The following is a 19316-nucleotide window of genomic DNA, read 5'->3' as shown; positions in this document are numbered from 1 at the left end:
TAAGATAAAAAAATAAGCATATCACTGTAAACTTTAAAAAATCAGTTTAGTGATATGCTTATTTATTTCGAGTTAGGATTTATGTCCCAAGCTCATCAAGCACAATCGGCCACTAGTTTATTTCTCTATCTTATATGTTCTGATATGGTCTTCTATACTGTATAAGTATACTTTTGAATATGGATCTTGTGTCAATTCACGTTCGAAATCAAATTCTTGATTATCAAATCTGTTAAAGAATGTTTCGTATTCTTCGACTGATAATTGCTCTCTAGATTCTAGCATATTTAAGTGTTTCTCTTTATCTAATGCTTTGTCATATCCTTTAACGATTGAACCACTAAAGATTTCTCCTACTGCTCCTGAACCATAACTAAATAGACATACTTTCTCTTCTGGTTGGAATGTGTGGTTCTGTAATAACGAAATTAAACTTAAGTATAATGATCCTGTATAAATGTTACCAACATCTCTATTCCATAATACGGTTCTGTTGCAAAGTTGAATTTATAGTATAATTTTAACAAAAAGGAGTCTTCTGTATGAACTATTTCAGATATAAACAATTTAACAAGGATGTTATCACTGTAGCCGTTGGCTACTATCTAAGATATACATTGAGTTATCGTGATATATCTGAAATATTAAGGGAACGTGGTGTAAACGTTCATCATTCAACGGTCTACCGTTGGGTTCAAGAATATGCCCCAATTTTGTATCAAATTTGGAAGAAAAAGCATAAAAAAGCTTATTACAAATGGCGTATTGATGAGACGTACATCAAAATAAAAGGAAAATGGAGCTATTTATATCGTGCCATTGATGCAGAGGGACATACATTAGATATTTGGTTGCGTAAGCAACGAGATAATCATTCAGCATATGCGTTTATCAAACGTCTCATTAAACAATTTGGTAAACCTCAAAAGGTAATTACAGATCAGGCACCTTCAACGAAGGTAGCAATGGCTAAAGTAATTAAAGCTTTTAAACTTAAACCTGACTGTCATTGTACATCGAAATATCTGAATAACCTCATTGAGCAAGATCACCGTCATATTAAAGTAAGAAAGACAAGGTATCAAAGTATCAATACAGCAAAGAATACTTTAAAAGGTATTGAATGTATTTACGCTCTATATAAAAAGAACCGCAGGTCTCTTCAGATCTACGGATTTTCGCCATGCCACGAAATTAGCATCATGCTAGCAAGTTAAGCGAACACTGACATGATAAATTAGTGGTTAGCTATATTTTTTTACTTTGCAACAGAACCGAAAATAATCTCTTCAATTTATTTTTATATGAATCCTGTGACTCAATGATTGTAATATCTAAAGATTTCAGTTCATCATAGACAATGTTCTTTTCAACATTTTTTATAGCAAATTGATTAAATAAATTCTCTAATTTCTCCCGTTTGATTTCACTACCATAGATTATATTATCATTGATATAGTCAATGAATAATGACAAATTATCACTCATAACAGTCCCAACCCCTTTATTTTGATAGACTAATTATCTTCATCATTGTAAAACAAATTACACCCTTTAAATTTAACTCAACTTAAATATCGACAAATTAAAAAACAATAAAATTACTTGAATATTATTCATAATATATTAACAACTTTATTATACTGCTCTTTATATATAAAATCATTAATAATTAAACAAGCCTTAAAATATTTAACTTTTTTGTGATTATTACACATTATCTTATCTGCTCTTTATCACCATAAAAATAGAAAAAACAAGATTCCTAAAGAATATAGGAATCTTGTTTCAGACTGTGGACAAACTGATTTTTTATCAGTTAGCTTATTTAGAAAGTTTTATTTAAATTACAGTTTCTATTTTTATTAGATCACAATTTTATTTTAGCTCTTGTTCAAGTAATCATTTTTCGCCAAAAACTTTATACTGAATAGCTTCTACATTAAATACTTTGTCAATGAGATCATCTACATCTTTAAATTCAGAATAATTTGCATATGGATCTATAAAATAAAATTGTGGTTCTTTACCGGAAACATTAAATATTCTTAATATTAAATATTTCTGCTTATATTCTTTCATAGCAAACATTTCATTTAGCGACATAAAAAATGGTTCCTCAATACTAGAAGATGTAGATGTTTTAATTTCAATAAATTTTTCTACAGCTTTATCTGTATTTGTTGGATCAAAAGCTACTAAATCATAGCCATGACCGTGTTGAGAGCCTGGATTATCATTTAAAATATTCCTAAACTGTTCTTTCTTATCTTCGTCTATTTTATTATCAATTAGCTCATTAAAGTAATTTAGCGCTAATTTTTCTCCAACTTTACCGGTTAATTTATTCTCTTTATTTGATTTTTCAATTTCTGAATCATTTTTAGTAGTCTTTGATACACCTTTTTTATATTTTGGAATTATTCCTTTAGGTGCTTCCACTTCCTTGAGTGTCTTATCTTTTTGTGCTGTTCTAATTTCTTCAATTTCGCTGTCTTCCTGTATTTCGTCTATGCTATTGACCAAGCTATCATAGGATGTTTTTGTAACTTTTGAAGCTAATTCATTAAATAGTTCTAAAAATTTCTTTAAATCCTCTAGCATATCTTCTTCTGTGAATCCTTCATTCAAATCATAATATTTGAATCTTATTGATCCATGAGAATATCCTGATGGATAATCATTTTTTAAATCATAAGATGAATCTTTATTTTCTGCGTAATAAAATCTTCCAGTATTAAATTCATTTGATGTAATATATTTATTGAGTTCGGAAGATAAAGTTAATGCTCTTTGTTTTGCAGCATTTTTATCCCGCGGAAACATATCACTTATCTTTGACCATCCTTGATTCAAAGATAAGTATATGCCTTCTCCTTCCGGATGAAAAAGATATACCAAATAATATCCATCCTTTGTTTCTTTTGTTATATTCTCATCATATATTGAAATCCAAGGAACTTTACTATAGTTCCCAGTAGCAACCTTCCCTACAACTGAATATTTATCTTCTTTTATATGCACTTTTAACTGCTTGGGTAACTTATCATGGACTAAAGTTTTATATAGATCACCTTTATCCCAATCAGATTTTTTAACTACATTATTGGTACGTTTCTCTTTAATTAATTTAAGGACCTGCATAAAGTTGTCTATCATTTGAAATTCCCTCCTATTATAAAATATATTATGTCTCATTTTCTTCAATATGTACTTATTTATATTTTACCGTAATTTACTATATTTAGTTGCAGAAAGAATTTTCTCAAAGCTAGAACTTTGCTTCACTATAAGTATTCAGTATAAAGAATATTTCGCTATTATTTACTTGAAATGAAAGACTGCGGAGGCTAACTATGTCAAAAATCATGAACCTCATTACTTATGATAAGCTTCTTAAAAACATAACAGCAATTCACATAAACCTCATATGTTCTGATACATTCAAAATCCCTTTATGAAGCGGCTGAAAAAACCGCATCATTTATGATATGCTTCTCCACGCATAATCTTAAACGCTCTATACACTTGCTCAATTAACACAACCCGCATCATTTGATGTGGGAATGTCATTTTACTGAATGATAGCGCGTAGTTACTACGTTGTAAGACGTCCTTGTGCAGGCCGTTTGATCCGCCAATGACGAATACAAAGTCGCTTTGCCCTTGGGTCATGCGTTGGTTCAATTCTTGGGCCAATCCTTCGGAAGATAGCATCTTTCCTTGTATTTCTAATGTAATGACTGTTGATTGTGGTTTGATTTTGGCTAGTATTCGTTGGCCTTCTTTTTCTTTTACTTGCTCAATTTCTTTGTCGCTCATATTTTCTGGTGCTTTTTCGTCTGGAACTTCTATGATGTCTATCTTGGTGTATGGGCCTAAACGTTTTTCATATTCTGCTATGGCTTGCTTCCAATATTTCTCTTTTAGTTTCCCTACAGCTAAAATGGTGATTTTCATGTCGTTTGGTCCTCCAAATTGTTATCAACTCGCCAGTTATCCACAAGTTATTAACTTGTTCACACTGTTCCCTCTTATTATAACAATATTTTTTGCAGTTTTTGATATTTTTCTGACATTTATGCCCATTTTTCAGTGTATAACTTGTGTATTTGTGGATAACTCTGTGGGCATTGTGGGTATTTCTCTTTAAATTGTACACAATTCTGGATAACTATCCCCATTTCTGTGGATAAATACCTTGATGTCTTATTACTTATCCCCGTTTTTATATCCCATGTTTATCAACGTTTATAGCTTTTTTCCATAAAAAAAACACTACCGTACCTCTTATTTAAGAAATACAGTAGTATTGTTTTCAATATATTTTAGCTAGCTTTTCTACGTCGTACAGTCGCGATTAAACCTATACCTGCTACTAATACAAACATCGCTGCTGGGCTTGAACTTTGATTAGTTCCAGTTTTTGGTAACTGTTTCTCATGCGCGCTACCTTTAGGCACTGACATTCTAACCAATTGGTTCCCACTCTTGCTTGATACAGTAGCTCCTTCTAATGTGCGACCAGAACCTTCTGTACCACTACTAACAGTTCCTCTATGCGCTGGTAACAATACAACTTTACCTGGAGCTGGTTGTTTCGCTGGATTCATCACTTTGTCGTCACCAATTGGTTGTGCATCTTTGCCAGACTCACTACCTTTGCTACCTTGTTGTCCTTTAGCTGGTTGTTCACTTACTGCTGGTTTACCTAATAACATACGTTGTGGTTCTGTCGTATCATACTTAGCTAAGTTAGCTGTTTTTAAATAACTTGCTAGTACTTGATCTAATGAAATACCTTCTTCTCTAGGGCCACCGAACATACTATATCCGTCGCCACCTGATGCTGTGAAGTCATTCATTGTTACGTGATATACACGTTTTAAATCAATATTTTCAAACTTACCTGTCTTTTTATTTAAAATTTGAATAGCGTTAATTCGTTTACCAGATGGTTTATTCATATCATAGTAAACACGAATTGAATCCGAGATATGTAGTAAACCGCCATTCGCTGTTAACACTGTCTTACCATCTTTTTGTGTTGTTGGTGCGCCTAAACTATGTTCAAAAGCTGTCCAGACGTCTGAACCTTTTACATCAATTTGCGCAATCGTATTTCCAAATGGTAATACTGAGATTAAATCATAGCGTGTCACCTTACCTTTGGCGATAGAGGCACGAATACCTCCACCATTTGTCACGGCAAAGTCAGGCTTTTTAGAGAAATTTTTAACGCCATATGCTTCCATAGCATCTGCAATAGCGTTTCCTAAATTTGTTTCACGCGTTCTAACGTCGTCTCTTTCTCCTTTGAAATCAATGGTATTGTTTGGAATAATAACCTCTGCTGTTTGTGCTCTAAATGTTTGATCAGCTTGATTAATTTGTTCAGCTAATGCCTTGTTCGGTGTTACATTTTCAACGTCTTTAACATTAATCAATGACGGCTTAATATTCGATACTTCTCCATTGCGATAATTAAATGTAATCTTACCGATATTCGCAAGTGCTGTACCTGTTTGTGCTAATGCATCATTGTTATAAATTTGACCATTTTGAAGTACGGTATGTGAATGTCCATCAATGACTGTAATACGTTTCTTCAATTGTGGATTTTGACTTAATTGTTTCACTAAGTAATCGCCACGCCATGTTTCTTGTGTTGAAGGATCAATACCTAAATGAGATATAACAACAAATGTATCTACATCTTTATAAATACGCATCATTTCTGCTGTCACACTTTGTAATGGATCTCTAAATTCAACACCTTTAATGCCTTCAGGTCTTGTTTTCGTCTTTGTTTCTGGTGTCGTTACGCCAATAATTCCATAACGAATACCATTTTTCGTTACAATCGTTGAAGGCTTAAACGCGCGCTTCCCATCTTTATAAACGTTTGTACTTAGCATCGGGAAGTCTAACATACCCTCTAACTTTTTCAACTGATCGTATCCAAAGTCAAATTCGTGGTTACCGACTGCCATAGCATCATAACCTACTGCATTCATCGCTTTAGCCATTTCTTCACCTTTAGATTGGTTTGAAAGTGGTAAACCTTGGAATGCGTCTCCTGCGTCTAACATTAAATCAGGCTTTTCTTGTTCTTTTACTGTTTTTAATTTAGCCATACCGATGACACGCCCTTTTTCTTCGGCTAGTCGGCCATGGATATCATTTGTATGTAATATTTTATGTGTTGTTGTTTGTGGTGCATTGGCAGCAAACATTCGTGGTGAAAGTGATGCTGTTTTAGCATTTGATAATGTGAATGTTGCTGATTGAGTTGGTTTTTGTGTTGAGGTTTGTTGTGCATCTACATCGCGCGTTTCGTTTCCTTTTGTTGAAACTGCTGTAGATGGTTTATTAGATGGTGCGTTGAATGTTACTTTGTTATTTGTATCATCAGCTGTTCCCTGTGCTGATATGTTAGTAGCCGCTTCTTCACCAGAATGATGAGCCGCTGCCTTTATTGGTGGTACTAGTTGCTTATCAGTTGTTGCTTTGTCTATCGTTGTTACTACTTGTGCCTTCATTGGTGTATGCTGCTCAGCCGCGTTCGAGACTTGCCATAATCCCATCACACTAAAAAGCAAAACGAGCCATACACTTGTTTTAAGTAATAAAGCTTTCATTTCGTTCCCTCCATTAACTGTCATACACCAATATATTATCATAATCCTTATATTAAAATGATTGATTTTATGTAAATTATTTATAAATTACATTTAATATCGAATTATTTTTTACATCTCAACTAGCCCCCTTAAACCCAACAACAGCCATTTCCCACCAATAACATAAAAAAGCACCCGATAAAGTTGTCTCACAGCAATGTAGAACTTTATAGGGTGACTCTCATTTATATTGTATATATTGGCGTTGGAATAGCTTTATCCGTATCACATAGTAACACTTCTTTTTCCGTATCAATATCGTGTTCTTTCAATACTTGACCAACACTCATACGCGCCAAATCTTTCATGTTATTATCTTGTGATAAATGCGATAGGTAAATACGTTTCGTGTTGCCTGTAATCACGTCTGTCATCGCATGGCCCGCATCCTCATTAGATACATGTCCCATATCGCCTAAAATACGTTGCTTCGTCTTCCATGGATAACGGCACATTCTCAACATATCGACGTCATGATTACTTTCAAAAATAAAGGCATCACTTCCACGTATCATACCTTTCATACGATCAGACACGTAACCCGTATCCGTTAAAATCGTAAACTTCTTATAGTTATTATGGAAAATATAAAATTGCGGATCTATCGCATCATGTGACACGTTAAACGATTCAACATCAAAACCTGCAATAGATTTCGTTTCATAAGGATTAAAAATGAATTTCTGATCCATAGGGATGCGACTATCTTTCTTTTCAATTTCCTGCCAAGTCTTTTCATTCGCATAAATTGGCAATTGATATTTACGCGCCAAAACACCTAAACCTTTAATATGGTCAATATGTTCATGTGTTACTAAAATGCCATTTAAATCTTGAATATTACGGTCAATTTGACTAAACAATTCTTCCATTTTCTTGCCAGTCAAACCAACATCAACTAATAGACTACCTTTTTCATTTTCTACAAAAGTGGCGTTACCTGTACTACCACTTGCTAATACACTCATGCGTATCAAGCGGCTTCATCCTTTCTATTTAAGCAGTCAATCTCTCTATATGACTGCAATATACATCAGTGCAAATATACGATTTTCCCTACAGAAACTATCAGTATATTAGCTGTTTTGTATACCTTTCCTATTATGTAACTTTAGTTCATCGACCGGTCTCTTATAATTAAATTTTGATAATCACGTGCAATGAATGTCCTAATTATTATAACAATGATTAGGCAAATACTAAAGTTTTTAAAATAACAGTTGTAGTAATTTTGCAATGCGATACTACTTAATAAGTTAATAAATGCGCACGTTGGAGACACTGAAACGTCAGCCATAAAAACTCGCACCATTAAAATAGCTAGCACTGCTTCTCACATATTATGAGTTTGCACTGCTAGCTTATTATGATTCATATTAATGATTAATAATTTTAGGGTTATTATTTGTCGCTTCGACATAGTAAGTATTCGTTTTCTCTTTACCGTTATGCTTTACTTTAATTTCCCAGTTTGGCTGTAACAATTGAACGTTCGTTTCATTCACAACCGAATAGTAACCAAGTCTTGCATTGATTACTTCGTCACCTTTTTTCAAGTAACGATTATAATATAATGCCTCGATTGCTTTTCTCACACTAATAACTTGATGCTTCTTATCTGCACCATCTGTTGGCTTAATGTCGTCCATCATTGTCTGTTTATAAGTTGTCGCTTTGTTGTCTTCTATATTAAAATTCAACATCGCTTTGCTATTATTTAAAATTGGAAAATCATCATACGTTTGTTCATATTTTACGGAACCTGAACTAATCTCACTTAATTGATATTCTGTACCTTTAAATACGCGTTTGTTAACGTAATCTTTTAAGTCTTTTAAGTTATTATCACTAACTTTTACCGATTGGCTGATGTTCGCATTTAGTAATTTTCCACCATCTGATGTAGACAAATCTGAATCACCTTTAGCTTTAGAACTAAAGTCTTTTGAACGCCCTGTAATTTGCTCTAATTGTATGCCTTTAACTGATTTATTTAAAATACTAGCCGGCACCTTAATTTCTTCTTGTTGAAAATTCACTTCATTGTTGCTTTCAACTTCATTAATGTGTGAACGATTAACTTTGTTAATATAAATCGATACTAACACGATGTTGACAAGAATAAATACGAAAATGAAAAGCGTCTTCGTCAATTTCCAGTTCATTTATTCAAGCCTCCCATCGTTATAAACATACCATTTACCGTCATATTCTACATACCAACGAGGTACGAGTTCACTGTTAATCTGCACTTCGATGTGATTATGATCTGGATTATCTTGCATTTCGTAACCGATAGCGATGTTTGTGACTTTTTCAAAATTAATATCACTATTGTTAGCTAAACTTGAACGCACAGATTCCAATTTCGGCAATGTTTTATTATCTTCACTATTTAAAACAACGTCTGTGCGCAATAATGATCGGCGATAATCAAAGACGCCCTTTTCACCCCAAGTGACTTGAATTTCATTAGAGTCTTCTTTATTAAACGTTGGATAACCATTAAGGAAACGTTGATATGTTAGCTCACCTGACTGATTATTCGTACTAAACAATCTGAAGTCTTCTTTTAAGAAGCCACCATGATTATTAATAAAATCAAAGGTTCCTGGTATTGTTTCTTCCATTTTGCTGGAACTTGCTTCATCTTCAGACAAGTTTTTATAATGATATTTTTCATTTTTATCATTATAGTTTGCGACACCTGTATTATTATTATACGTAGTGACACCACTCTTCGAACTACGAACAATGGTTGAATCGTCAAATAATATAGCATTCATTTTTTCAACACTAATTGTATTAAATACCATGCGATAAGTTTTTAATTTTTCAGGTTTACTTGGTGCAAAGACATGTGTCGTACGATCAATTGTATCTTTATTTGTAATGATATCTGAATATGGTTGCATTTCTTTTTTAACTGTAGATAAAGCATCCATAAAATGATCATTTTTCGTTGTAGTTGTCAATTTCACGTAATCGTGACGATCTTTACTAATGGCATAAAGTACGATATGTCCTTGGGCATCATGATCAATCACTAAACGATTGAAATTAAAATGGTTCGGTACTTTCGCATTCATGTTCAGTACTTGACCAAGATACGTTGATAACGGTAAATCATACGTAAAATCAAATATCGTAAAATCACTGCTCAAATCTGGAATCATTAAGTTATGATCTCGACGAACATGTTCCACAGATTTTATTTCTTTATTTTTCAGGGGCTTTGTCAGCTTATTCACGTTAGATACTGTCGCAACCGTCCCTTCAGGATGATCATTTTTCGAATGAATAATCTGAAACGGCGTAATTGTTGTATCCATTTTGGCTGTCATTGGTGTCGTTAAAGGTTTTGTTTCACTTTTCTTACTATCTGTATTATCGACATTTGCGATATCAGGAGAAAAATTCCATACCATATATGTCAATACGACACTCATCAAGACGAGTAGCGCTAAAATGACAGATTTAATATGTTCCTTATTATTCATCCCAATCACCGTCTTCAATGACTTCACAAGGAAGTGTAATAAAGATAGATGTACCTTGACCTTCTACACTGTTTGCCCAAATACGACCATTGTGCGCTTCCACAATCTCTTTCGAAATGGCTAATCCTAATCCAGTACCACCCATTTTACGCGTACGTGCCTTATCAACACGATAGAATCTATCGAATATCTTATCTACTTTATTAATAGGGATACCGATACCATTATCTTTAATACGAATGGTCATTCGATTATAAAGTGGGTTTTGTTTCACGTGGAACTCGACACGTTTATCGCCCCTCGAATATTTCATCGCATTCGTGATGACATTATCAAATACTTGCGTCATTTTATCAGGATCAAATTCAGTGAAAATTGTCTTCTTCGGAATATCTCGAATAAATGTCGTATCTTTAGCAGACATTTCATGTCGGTTAATAATTTTATTAATAAACATGTTAAAGTCGATAATTTCTTTGTTGATTTGATCTGATTCATTATCCATTTTTGATAATTGTAGCAAGTCATTTACAAGTCGAATCATTCGTTCCGTTTCTTCACGAGTAACGGATAAAAATTGTGGTGCCAGTTCTTCATCTTTCCATGCGCCTTCTTCAAGTGCTTCAATGTAACTATTCATTGATGTTAATGGTGTACGTAACTCATGTGATACATTGGCAACGAATTCGCGACGTTCACGTTCAACTTGTTGTTGTTCAGTAACGTCATGTAACACGGCAATATAACCCGTTACAAAGCCTGTTTCCTGCACAATCGTACTAAAGTTAACACGTGCGATTAGACCTTCTTCTTCGTTTAAATCTAGTAAGAAACTATCGTTATTCTCTTGAATCTCTTCAAGTTTAAACTCATCTTCAAGACTTAATACACTTAACATATAGTAACCAATAATATCTTCTTTAGCCATACCAAGCATTTTAAGTGCCATGTCATTGACAATACGAATACGTCCTCGGCGGTCTGTTGCGATAATACCATCACTCATATGTGTAATAACTGAGTCAAGTCTACGTTTCTCACTTTCAGTATTAGCCTGAGCTTCTTGCACACGTTTGGACAAGTTATTGAATGCTAGGGCTAATTCACCAATTTCATCATTACCATAAATCTTCACACGTTGCGTGTAGTTACCTCGCGACATTTCGACTGTCTGGTTACGCATATCGGTGATAGGTTTGGTAATTGTTCGCGCTATAAAGAATCCCAAGATGACTGTAATTAATAATGAAATAGCTGTACCAACAATGAATATTTGGTTAATATTATTTAATTGGTTATAAACGTCATTAATTTTTGATTCGATATAGATATTACCTATTACTTTTTTATCGACTTTAACTGGAATGTTATACACCCACACACGGTCTTTTCCGTTACCATAATCTTTTAAAATTAAATGATCATTCGATTGTCCTAATGATAATGCTTTTTGAACAGAACTATCATTTGCTTTTTGATTGATTAGACTACGGTTAGACTGCTTCGTCGTTGCGACAATAATTTGGTCTTTATCTATAAAACGAATTTCTCCAATTTCTTGACGGTTGGCATACTCACTTAATAAATTTTGAATATCTTTTTGTGCATTTACGGAGCCCTTTTCGTCATATACTTTTTCAATACTAATTTCTAATTGTTTTGCATATTGGGTAATATTCTTTTTAAAATTATCAAGTAGCTCTTTTTCAAGGTTATTTGTAAAATATAACCCGATAATTTGCATACCAATGATAATCAGTAATACATAAACAATTACAAGTTTAGTATGAAGGGATTGTAGTTGTTTTAGCCACTTCATTCGTTTCGACCTCTACTCATGCTGTTGGAGGAAATATCCAACGCCTCTACGCGTAACAATATATTCAGGATGTGACGGATCATCTTCAATTTTTTCACGTAAACGACGAATCGTTACATCGACTGTACGTACATCGCCAAAGTAATCATAGCCCCATACTGTTTGTAATAAATGTTCACGTGTCATAACTTGCCCCATATGTTTTGATAAATAATGAAACAATTCAAATTCACGATGTGTTAATTCAATATCTTCGCCACGTTTTTTAATAGAATATGCGTCAGGATAAATCACAATATCTTTAATTGTGATTTCATTCGTCACGTTCCCAGTGTCTTGCGCTGGTTGTGAGTAATGACGGCGTAAATTAGCTTTCACACGTGCAATTAATTCACGCGTACTAAATGGTTTCGTTACATAGTCATCTGCACCTAGTTCTAAACCAAGTACTTTATCAATTTCTGAGTCTTTAGCAGTTAGCATAATAATTGGCATTTCGTATTTTTTGCGCACTTCACGACATACTTCCATACCATCACGACCAGGTAACATAATATCTAATAATACGATGTCTGGTTCTTCTTCATAAATTAAGTCTACTGCGTCATTACCATCATATGCACAGTACACATCGTATCCTTCTTTTTTTAAATTAAATTCTAAAATATCAGCAATCGGTTTTTCATCATCAACTACAACAACTTTTCTAGCCATTTGCATAAACCTCTTTTCTTAAATCATTAATATCATTTTATCATTTTTTGATCTTTATCGTTTATGTTTGTGTAAAAAATCACAGGATGTCGCTTACTATTTTTGTTATTGTGCGCATTTTCCGTCTTATAACGTATAGTAACCTATTATATAATTTACCATTTATAAGCTATTAATTCTATTTTCCAATATAAACTTATATATTAATATTTTTTATTAGTTTCTCACGGCGTATTGTAATAATAATTAGTCTTTCCCTATAACATGGCCACGAAATCATTTTTATATTATTAAAGGTGCGAAAAATTCGAAATTCCTATTGGTGTGGATATGAGGAAAATAAATACTATTATATTTATGTTAGGTGGGCGCTATTGGCATATCACTATGAAGTAGTATATTAACAAAGGCACATGGTAATCTAATTAAAGAATTTGTTTTTTACATTTGTCTTTAATTCATTGCAACTGAATTACCAGAAATTTGTATATTATAAATAAAATGGACGAATAGATAAATCATTTTGTTTATCATTCGTCCATTTGTCTTCAATTGATATAATTTTAAACGTAAAAAAATGCCTATCCTCTTGGATAGGCATTTGTACGGTCTCGACGGGAATCGAACCCGCGATCTCCTGCGTGACAGGCAGGCGTGTTAACCGCTACACTACGAGACCTAAAACATGGTGACTCCTACGGGACTCGAACCCGTGTTACCGCCGTGAAAGGGCGGTGTCTTAACCGCTTGACCAAGGAGCCGTTCTTAAGCACAAGATAGATTATAGCACAGCCAAACTTACCATGACAAGATATTTTTTACATAATTTTGCTATTATTTTTCGAACTATGTTATAAGTGAAAAATTGCATTTTATTGGTAGTCTATTTATTATAAAATTTACTCTCTTTTTGAAAATTTTCTATTTCCATCACCTTTATTTATACTGTATCTACGCTGTTTTAATAGTTATTTTTCGATACTAAAATTCTTTCATTTAAATATTTCATCTTTATTTCGTTGTATACCTTCGCGACAAACCTTCTAATATATGACATGCGATATTACCTATACATTAATAATCGTTTCCATCAAAACAATCGACTTTCAAGATTACATAATAAAAGCCTTCTACCAATAAAGATAGAAGGCTCATGCATTTATAATCATTGTGTATTACTTATATAAAGTTTTACCACAATTCTTTTAATAAGTTTGTTTGTGCTCTATCTGGACCAACTGAGAAGATAGAAATTTGTACATTACATAATTCTGAAATACGCTCTAAATATTTACGTGCATTTTCAGGTAATTCTTCTAATGTACGCACACTTGTTACGTCTTCTGTCCAACCTGGTAACTCTTCAAAGATTGGTTTACAACGTTTTAATTGATCTAAGTTCGCTGGGTATTCAGTAATTTCTTCACCATCTAGTTCATAAGCTGTACAGATTTTCACTGTATCTAAACCTGTTAAAACATCGATTGAGTTAATAGATAAATCTGTAATACCACTTACACGACGAGAGTGACGTAATACAACTGAATCAAACCAACCTACACGACGTGGACGTCCTGTTGTTGTACCGTATTCACGACCAACCTCTCTAATATGATGTCCATCTTCATCGAATAATTCAGTTGGGAATGGACCGTCACCAACACGTGATGTGTAAGCTTTACATACACCAATTACTTTTGAAACGAATGTTGGGCCTACACCTGTACCTACTGTAACGTTACCTGCAATTGGGTTACTTGATGTAACGAATGGATATGTACCATGGTCGATATCTAACATTACACCTTGCGCACCTTCGAAAAGAACTTTTTCATCTGCTACAAATGCATCGTCTAAGATTTTTGATGTGTCTGTTACAAATTCTTTTAGACGTTGACCTGCTGCATAGTATTCTTCAAAGATGTCATCAAATGATGGGCACGTTTCATTAAACATACCTTTGAAATATGCTTGTTTATATTCAATATTTGATTTCAATAATCTTTCAAACGTTTCTTTTTCAAGTAAATCTGCCATACGAATTCCGATACGTTGAACTTTGTCTACATATGCTGGACCGATACCTTTTTTAGTAGTACCAATCTTGTTGTCGCCACGTAAACGTTCCTCATATTCATCTTGTGCTAAGTGATATGGTAAAATCACTTGCGCGCGATTAGAAATACGTAAATTACTTGTAGGAATGCCACGTTCATTTAATCCGTCTAATTCTTTTAATAGTGCAACTGGATCAACAACGACACCGTTACCGATTACCGCTAATTTATCTTTGTAAAAGATACCAGATGGCACTAAATGTAATTTATATGTTTCTCCGCCAAATTGAATTGTATGGCCTGCATTATTACCACCTGAAAAACGTGCGATAACATCCGATTGTTCTGCTAAGAAATCCGTAATCTTTCCTTTTCCTTCGTCTCCCCATTGTGTCCCAACTACTACGATTGATGACATGTGAGCACCTCCAAGTTTTTATCATTTAACCATTTGATATTCTACCAATAACGAGACCATAATGCAAATGAAAATCGAACATTGATTTTTACACTTTTTAAAAGAAAAATCATGTTAATAAATTTAGCGAAACAGTTAACAAACCCTTTAATAAAGGGGTTTAAGTCGTTTTCTCATCTCTTTTAATATACAAACTTAACATATATCAACCCATTCAGAACAAAATAAAAACCGTACAATAAAATCGTTTTAATGATTATTGTACGGAAAAACTTTTTTACATCATATCGGCATGTGCATAATCGATATCTGTAAATTTATTGTATTGTTTCATAAAGTGTAACTTAACTGTTCCTGTTGGACCGTTACGTTGTTTGGCAATGATGATTTCAATTTCACCATTTTCATCATTAGTTTGTGGCTCGAAACCACTATCGTCGTCATCATCTTCATCGCCACCACGGTTATAGTAATCATCACGATATAAGAATGCAACGATATCGGCATCTTGCTCAATTGAACCAGATTCACGAATATCACTCATCATTGGACGTTTATCTTGTCGTTGTTCTACACCACGAGATAACTGACTCAATGCAATAACTGGACATTCTAATTCACGAGCTAATGCTTTTAATGTACGAGAGATTTCAGAAACTTCTTGTTGTCTGTTATCCGACGCACGTGAACCACTACCTTGAATCAACTGTAAGTAGTCAATCACAATCATGTCTAAACCATGTTCTTGTTTTAATCGACGGCACTTAGATCGTAAATCATTAATTCGAATACCTGGGGTATCGTCGATAAAAATCTTCGTACGCGACAATTTACCGACAGCAATCGTGAATCGACTCCAGTCTTCCTCAGTCATAGTACCTGTTCTTAATCGGTTTGAGTCAACATTACCAGAACTACAAATCATACGTGTTGCTAACTGGTCAGCACCCATCTCTAGTGAAAAAATACCAACTGTATACATATCTTCGTGTGTTGCAACTTTTTGTGCAATGTTAAGTGCGAACGCAGTCTTACCTACAGATGGACGCGCTGCAAGGATAATTAAATCATTACGGTTAAACCCAGCTGTCATCTGGTCTAAATCTCGATATCCTGTAGGGATACCTGGCGTTTGACCACTATTTTGATCAAGTTCTTCAGCTGTTTCATATACTTGTCCCAACACGTCACGAATATCTTTAAAGCCATCACTTTCGCGAGAAGATGATAGCTCTAAAATACGACGTTCTGCATCACTCAATATCGCATCTAGTTCAAGTTCATCATTATATCCATCATTGGCAATACTATCCGCAGTCTGTATTAATCTACGCTTTAATGCATGCTTAGAAACGATGTCCGTATAATACTGAACATTTCGTGTCGTTGGTACATTTGTAGATAACTCTGCAAGATATTGCGGACCACCCGCTTCATTCAACGTACCTTCACTTGATAACTGATCCATCAATGTTACAACATCAATTTCTTTGTTATCTTCATTTAAGTGCATCATTGCACGGAAAATATGTTGATGGGCACCCCTATAAAACGACTCAGGAAGCAAGACTTCCTGAGTAGTATTAATCAATTCTGGATCGATAATAATTGAACCTAAGACAGACTGTTCAGCTTCATTGCTATGTGGCATTTGATTTTGCTCATACATTCTATCCATGAATGGTTACACCTCTTATTTCAATCCAACTTTATTGTTCAACTGTGTGTACGCGAATTGTACCTTCAACTTCTTTATCCAATTTAACTGGTACATTCGTATATCCTAGGGAATGAATTCCGTTTGGTAAATCCATTTTACGTTTATCGATTTTAATATCGTGTTGCGCTTTTAATGCTTCAGCAATTTGTTTCGTACTTACTGAACCAAACAACTTACCGCCTTCACCAGTTTTAGCTGATACTTCAACTTCGATATTTGATAATGTTTCTTTTAATGCTTTAGCATCTTCAATTTCTTGTTGTCTTTCTTCTTTTGCACGTTTTTTCTGTAACTCTAATTGTTTAAGGTTACCTGGTGTTGCTTCGACTGCATAATTCTTTTTCAATAAGAAGTTATTTGCATAACCTACTGGTACTTCTTTAACTTCACCTTTTTTACCTTTACCTTTAACATCTTGTGTAAAAATTACTTTCATGCATCTTCACTCCTACTTAATTGTTCTGTAATTGCTTGTTGTAATTGTGCTATCGCTTGTTCAACTGTAACACCTTTAAGTTGTGTTGCAGCATTAGTTAAATGCCCACCGCCACCAAGCGCTTCCATTGTTAGTTGGACATTTACTGAACCGAGTGAGCGTGCTGATATACCTATCAAATTATCTTCACGTCTCGCAACAACATACGATGCTTCTATACCTTCTAAACTTAACAGTTCATCTGCCGCTTGCGCAACTGTTACTGGGTGATAAATTTTATCTTCTGAACCATGGGCAATTGCTATGCCATTATCTTCAACTTTTACTGTTCGAATAAGTTCAGATCGATTAATGTACGTATCCACATCATCTTTTAAGAAATGTTGGGTTAAAATCGTATCTGCCCCATGAGCACGTAAATAACTTGCTGCATCAAACGTTCTTGAACCTGTACGTAATGTGAAGTTTCTTGTATCTACAATAATACCTGCATACATTACAGTTGATTCAAGACGTGTTAAACGTTGTTCTGTTGGTTGGTACTCCAGTAATTCTGTTACAAGTTCTGCTGTTGAACTTGCATATGGTTCCATATATACCAACAACGGATTAGAAATGAAGCTTTCACCACGTCTATGATGATCGATAACAACTTTACGGTTTGCTTTATTTAAGACATTTTCATCTAAAACAAGTTCCGGTTTATGTGTATCAACAATCACTACGGTTGTCTTAGATGTCATCATATCCCAAGCATCATCTGATGTAATAAATCGCTCTCTTAACTCTGGCTTTTTATCAATTTCATTCATAACACGTCGTAATGTTGGATCAATATCTGACTCATTCAATACGATGTACGCTTCTAAATTGTTCATCATCGCAAATCGAGATACCCCAATTGCCGCACCGATTGCATCTAAGTCAGGACGTTTATGTCCCATAATAATAACTTTGTCACCTTCTGCAAGGATATCTTTTAATGCATGTGAGATAACACGTGCTCTTACACGAGTACGTTTCTCCATCGGGTCAGTCTTACCACCGTAAAAACGCACATTGCCATTAATACTCTTAATAGCAACTTGGTCACCGCCACGTCCTAATGCTAAGTCCAATCCTGATTGAGACAACTCACCTAAATCGATTAAGTTTTCAGTACCTTCACCAACACCGATACTTAATGTTAATTGAGCACGATAACCAACACTCTTTTCACGTAATTGACTTAAAATATCAAATTTAGACTCTTCTAAGTCCGCTAATATTTTTTGGTTTAAATATGCTACAAATTGATCAGAACTATATCTTTTAAAGAATATGTTATATTCTGTCGCCCATCGACTAATGACACGCGTCACCATAGAATTAATTTCCGAACGCTGTGTGTCATTCATATTTTGCGTAATCTCATCGTAGTTATCTAAAAATAATGTCGCAATAATCGGTTTAGAGTTTTCATATAACTCATTTGTTTGTACTTGTTCAGTTATATCAAAGAAATAGAGACAGTGATCATGCTCTGAATAACGTACTTGGAAATGATACTGATTATATTCTATTTCAACAGATTTCACTCTATCTAATTGCTTTAAAATGTTAGGAAATACTTCATTCACAGATTCTGAAATGACATTTGCTTCCATATGATCCGTCATGAATTGGTTAACCCATTCGATATGGTCATTTTCATCTAAAACAATTATACCTATTGGTAAATGTTTGATTGCTTTATTATTCGTTGTTGAAATTTGGGCACTCAAATCATCTACATAATTATCCATTTTCATTAAAGCTTGTCTAAATAAAATGACGCTAACAATAATCATCACGACAAGAACGATAGATGCAATTAATGCTATAAGACTATTAAAGATAAACCATACACCCATTAAAACAATTGCTGTGATAATCATGATGACAAATGGTATTAGTAAAGCTTTCTTAGTGGACTGCCGATTCATTATTC

The 19316-nt window shown here is 34.0% G+C and carries 15 protein-coding genes and 2 tRNA genes; 1 reads left to right on the top strand and 16 read right to left on the bottom strand.

Annotation, left to right across the window (positions count from 1 at the left end; all coding sequences use genetic code 11):
* Positions 1–117: 117 nt before the first annotated feature.
* Positions 118–507, bottom strand: coding sequence for a hydroxymethylglutaryl-CoA synthase (locus SAMSHR1132_RS13615; RefSeq protein WP_020444595.1), 390 nt, complete (start codon positions 505–507; stop codon positions 118–120).
* A 35-nt stretch (positions 508–542) separates the two neighbouring features.
* On the opposite strand from SAMSHR1132_RS13615, the gene SAMSHR1132_RS00150 reads away from it, so the two are divergent.
* Positions 543–1217 (top strand): IS6-like element IS257 family transposase, encoded by a 675-nt coding sequence (locus SAMSHR1132_RS00150; protein WP_001106057.1) that lies wholly within the window; start codon positions 543–545, stop codon positions 1215–1217.
* Between the two features lie 31 nt (positions 1218–1248).
* Here SAMSHR1132_RS00150 and SAMSHR1132_RS00145 read toward each other — a convergent pair whose 3' ends face one another.
* The 15 genes from SAMSHR1132_RS00145 to gdpP form a co-directional block, all read right to left on the bottom strand.
* Entirely contained in the window at positions 1249–1488 is a 240-nt protein-coding gene (locus tag SAMSHR1132_RS00145; RefSeq protein WP_001282728.1) for a hypothetical protein, read from the bottom strand.
* Positions 1489–1902: 414 nt separating this feature from the next.
* On the bottom strand, positions 1903–3159 hold the full coding sequence (locus SAMSHR1132_RS00140; protein WP_000566670.1) for an MrcB family domain-containing protein: 1257 nt from the start codon (positions 3157–3159) through the stop codon (positions 1903–1905).
* Between the two features lie 321 nt (positions 3160–3480).
* Positions 3481–3960 (bottom strand): 23S rRNA (pseudouridine(1915)-N(3))-methyltransferase RlmH, encoded by a 480-nt coding sequence (gene rlmH, locus SAMSHR1132_RS00135; protein ID WP_000704775.1) that lies wholly within the window; start codon positions 3958–3960, stop codon positions 3481–3483.
* 368 nt (positions 3961–4328) lie between these two features.
* Positions 4329–6641: an LPXTG-anchored adenosine synthase AdsA gene (gene adsA, locus SAMSHR1132_RS00125; RefSeq protein ID WP_000645783.1), complete on the bottom strand. Its 2313-nt coding sequence runs from the start codon at positions 6639–6641 to the stop codon at positions 4329–4331.
* Between the two features lie 227 nt (positions 6642–6868).
* Positions 6869–7651 carry an MBL fold metallo-hydrolase gene (locus tag SAMSHR1132_RS00120; protein WP_096001332.1) on the bottom strand — a complete coding sequence of 261 codons (783 nt, stop codon included), beginning with the start codon at positions 7649–7651 and terminating at the stop codon, positions 6869–6871.
* A 408-nt stretch (positions 7652–8059) separates the two neighbouring features.
* Positions 8060–8848: a two-component system regulatory protein YycI gene (locus SAMSHR1132_RS00115; RefSeq protein WP_001104160.1), complete on the bottom strand. Its 789-nt coding sequence runs from the start codon at positions 8846–8848 to the stop codon at positions 8060–8062.
* Positions 8849–10183, bottom strand: a complete 1335-nt coding sequence (gene yycH / locus SAMSHR1132_RS00110; protein ID WP_001060153.1) for a two-component system activity regulator YycH — start codon at positions 10181–10183, stop codon at positions 8849–8851.
* Complete coding sequence (walK, locus tag SAMSHR1132_RS00105) at positions 10176–12002, bottom strand: cell wall metabolism sensor histidine kinase WalK (RefSeq protein WP_000871615.1); 1827 nt, start codon at positions 12000–12002, stop codon at positions 10176–10178. The genes yycH and walK overlap by 8 nt, the downstream gene beginning before the upstream one ends.
* A 12-nt stretch (positions 12003–12014) precedes the next feature.
* Positions 12015–12716, bottom strand: coding sequence for a response regulator YycF (gene yycF, locus SAMSHR1132_RS00100; protein ID WP_000101976.1), 702 nt, complete (start codon positions 12714–12716; stop codon positions 12015–12017).
* Between the two features lie 606 nt (positions 12717–13322).
* A tRNA-Asp gene (locus SAMSHR1132_RS00095) sits at positions 13323–13395 on the bottom strand.
* A gap of 7 nt (positions 13396–13402) precedes the next feature.
* Positions 13403–13477 (bottom strand) — tRNA-Glu (locus SAMSHR1132_RS00090).
* Positions 13478–13907: 430 nt separating this feature from the next.
* Positions 13908–15191, bottom strand: coding sequence for an adenylosuccinate synthase (locus SAMSHR1132_RS00085; RefSeq protein WP_000095325.1), 1284 nt, complete (start codon positions 15189–15191; stop codon positions 13908–13910).
* 277 nt (positions 15192–15468) lie between these two features.
* Positions 15469–16869 (bottom strand): replicative DNA helicase, encoded by a 1401-nt coding sequence (gene dnaB / locus SAMSHR1132_RS00080; protein WP_000375656.1) that lies wholly within the window; start codon positions 16867–16869, stop codon positions 15469–15471.
* A gap of 31 nt (positions 16870–16900) precedes the next feature.
* Complete coding sequence (gene rplI / locus SAMSHR1132_RS00075; protein WP_000864301.1) at positions 16901–17347, bottom strand: 50S ribosomal protein L9; 447 nt, start codon at positions 17345–17347, stop codon at positions 16901–16903.
* A complete protein-coding gene (gdpP, locus tag SAMSHR1132_RS00070; protein WP_001081649.1) occupies positions 17344–19311 on the bottom strand; it encodes a cyclic-di-AMP phosphodiesterase GdpP in 1968 nt (655 codons plus the stop codon). Before gdpP ends, rplI begins: the two co-directional genes overlap by 4 nt.
* Positions 19312–19316 lie beyond the last annotated feature (5 nt).

The organism is Staphylococcus argenteus, from assembly GCF_000236925.1.
Lineage (GTDB): Bacteria > Bacillota > Bacilli > Staphylococcales > Staphylococcaceae > Staphylococcus > Staphylococcus argenteus.
The sequence above is the reverse complement of the archived record's forward strand: the minus strand, read 5'-3'. Positions and strand labels throughout refer to the sequence as shown.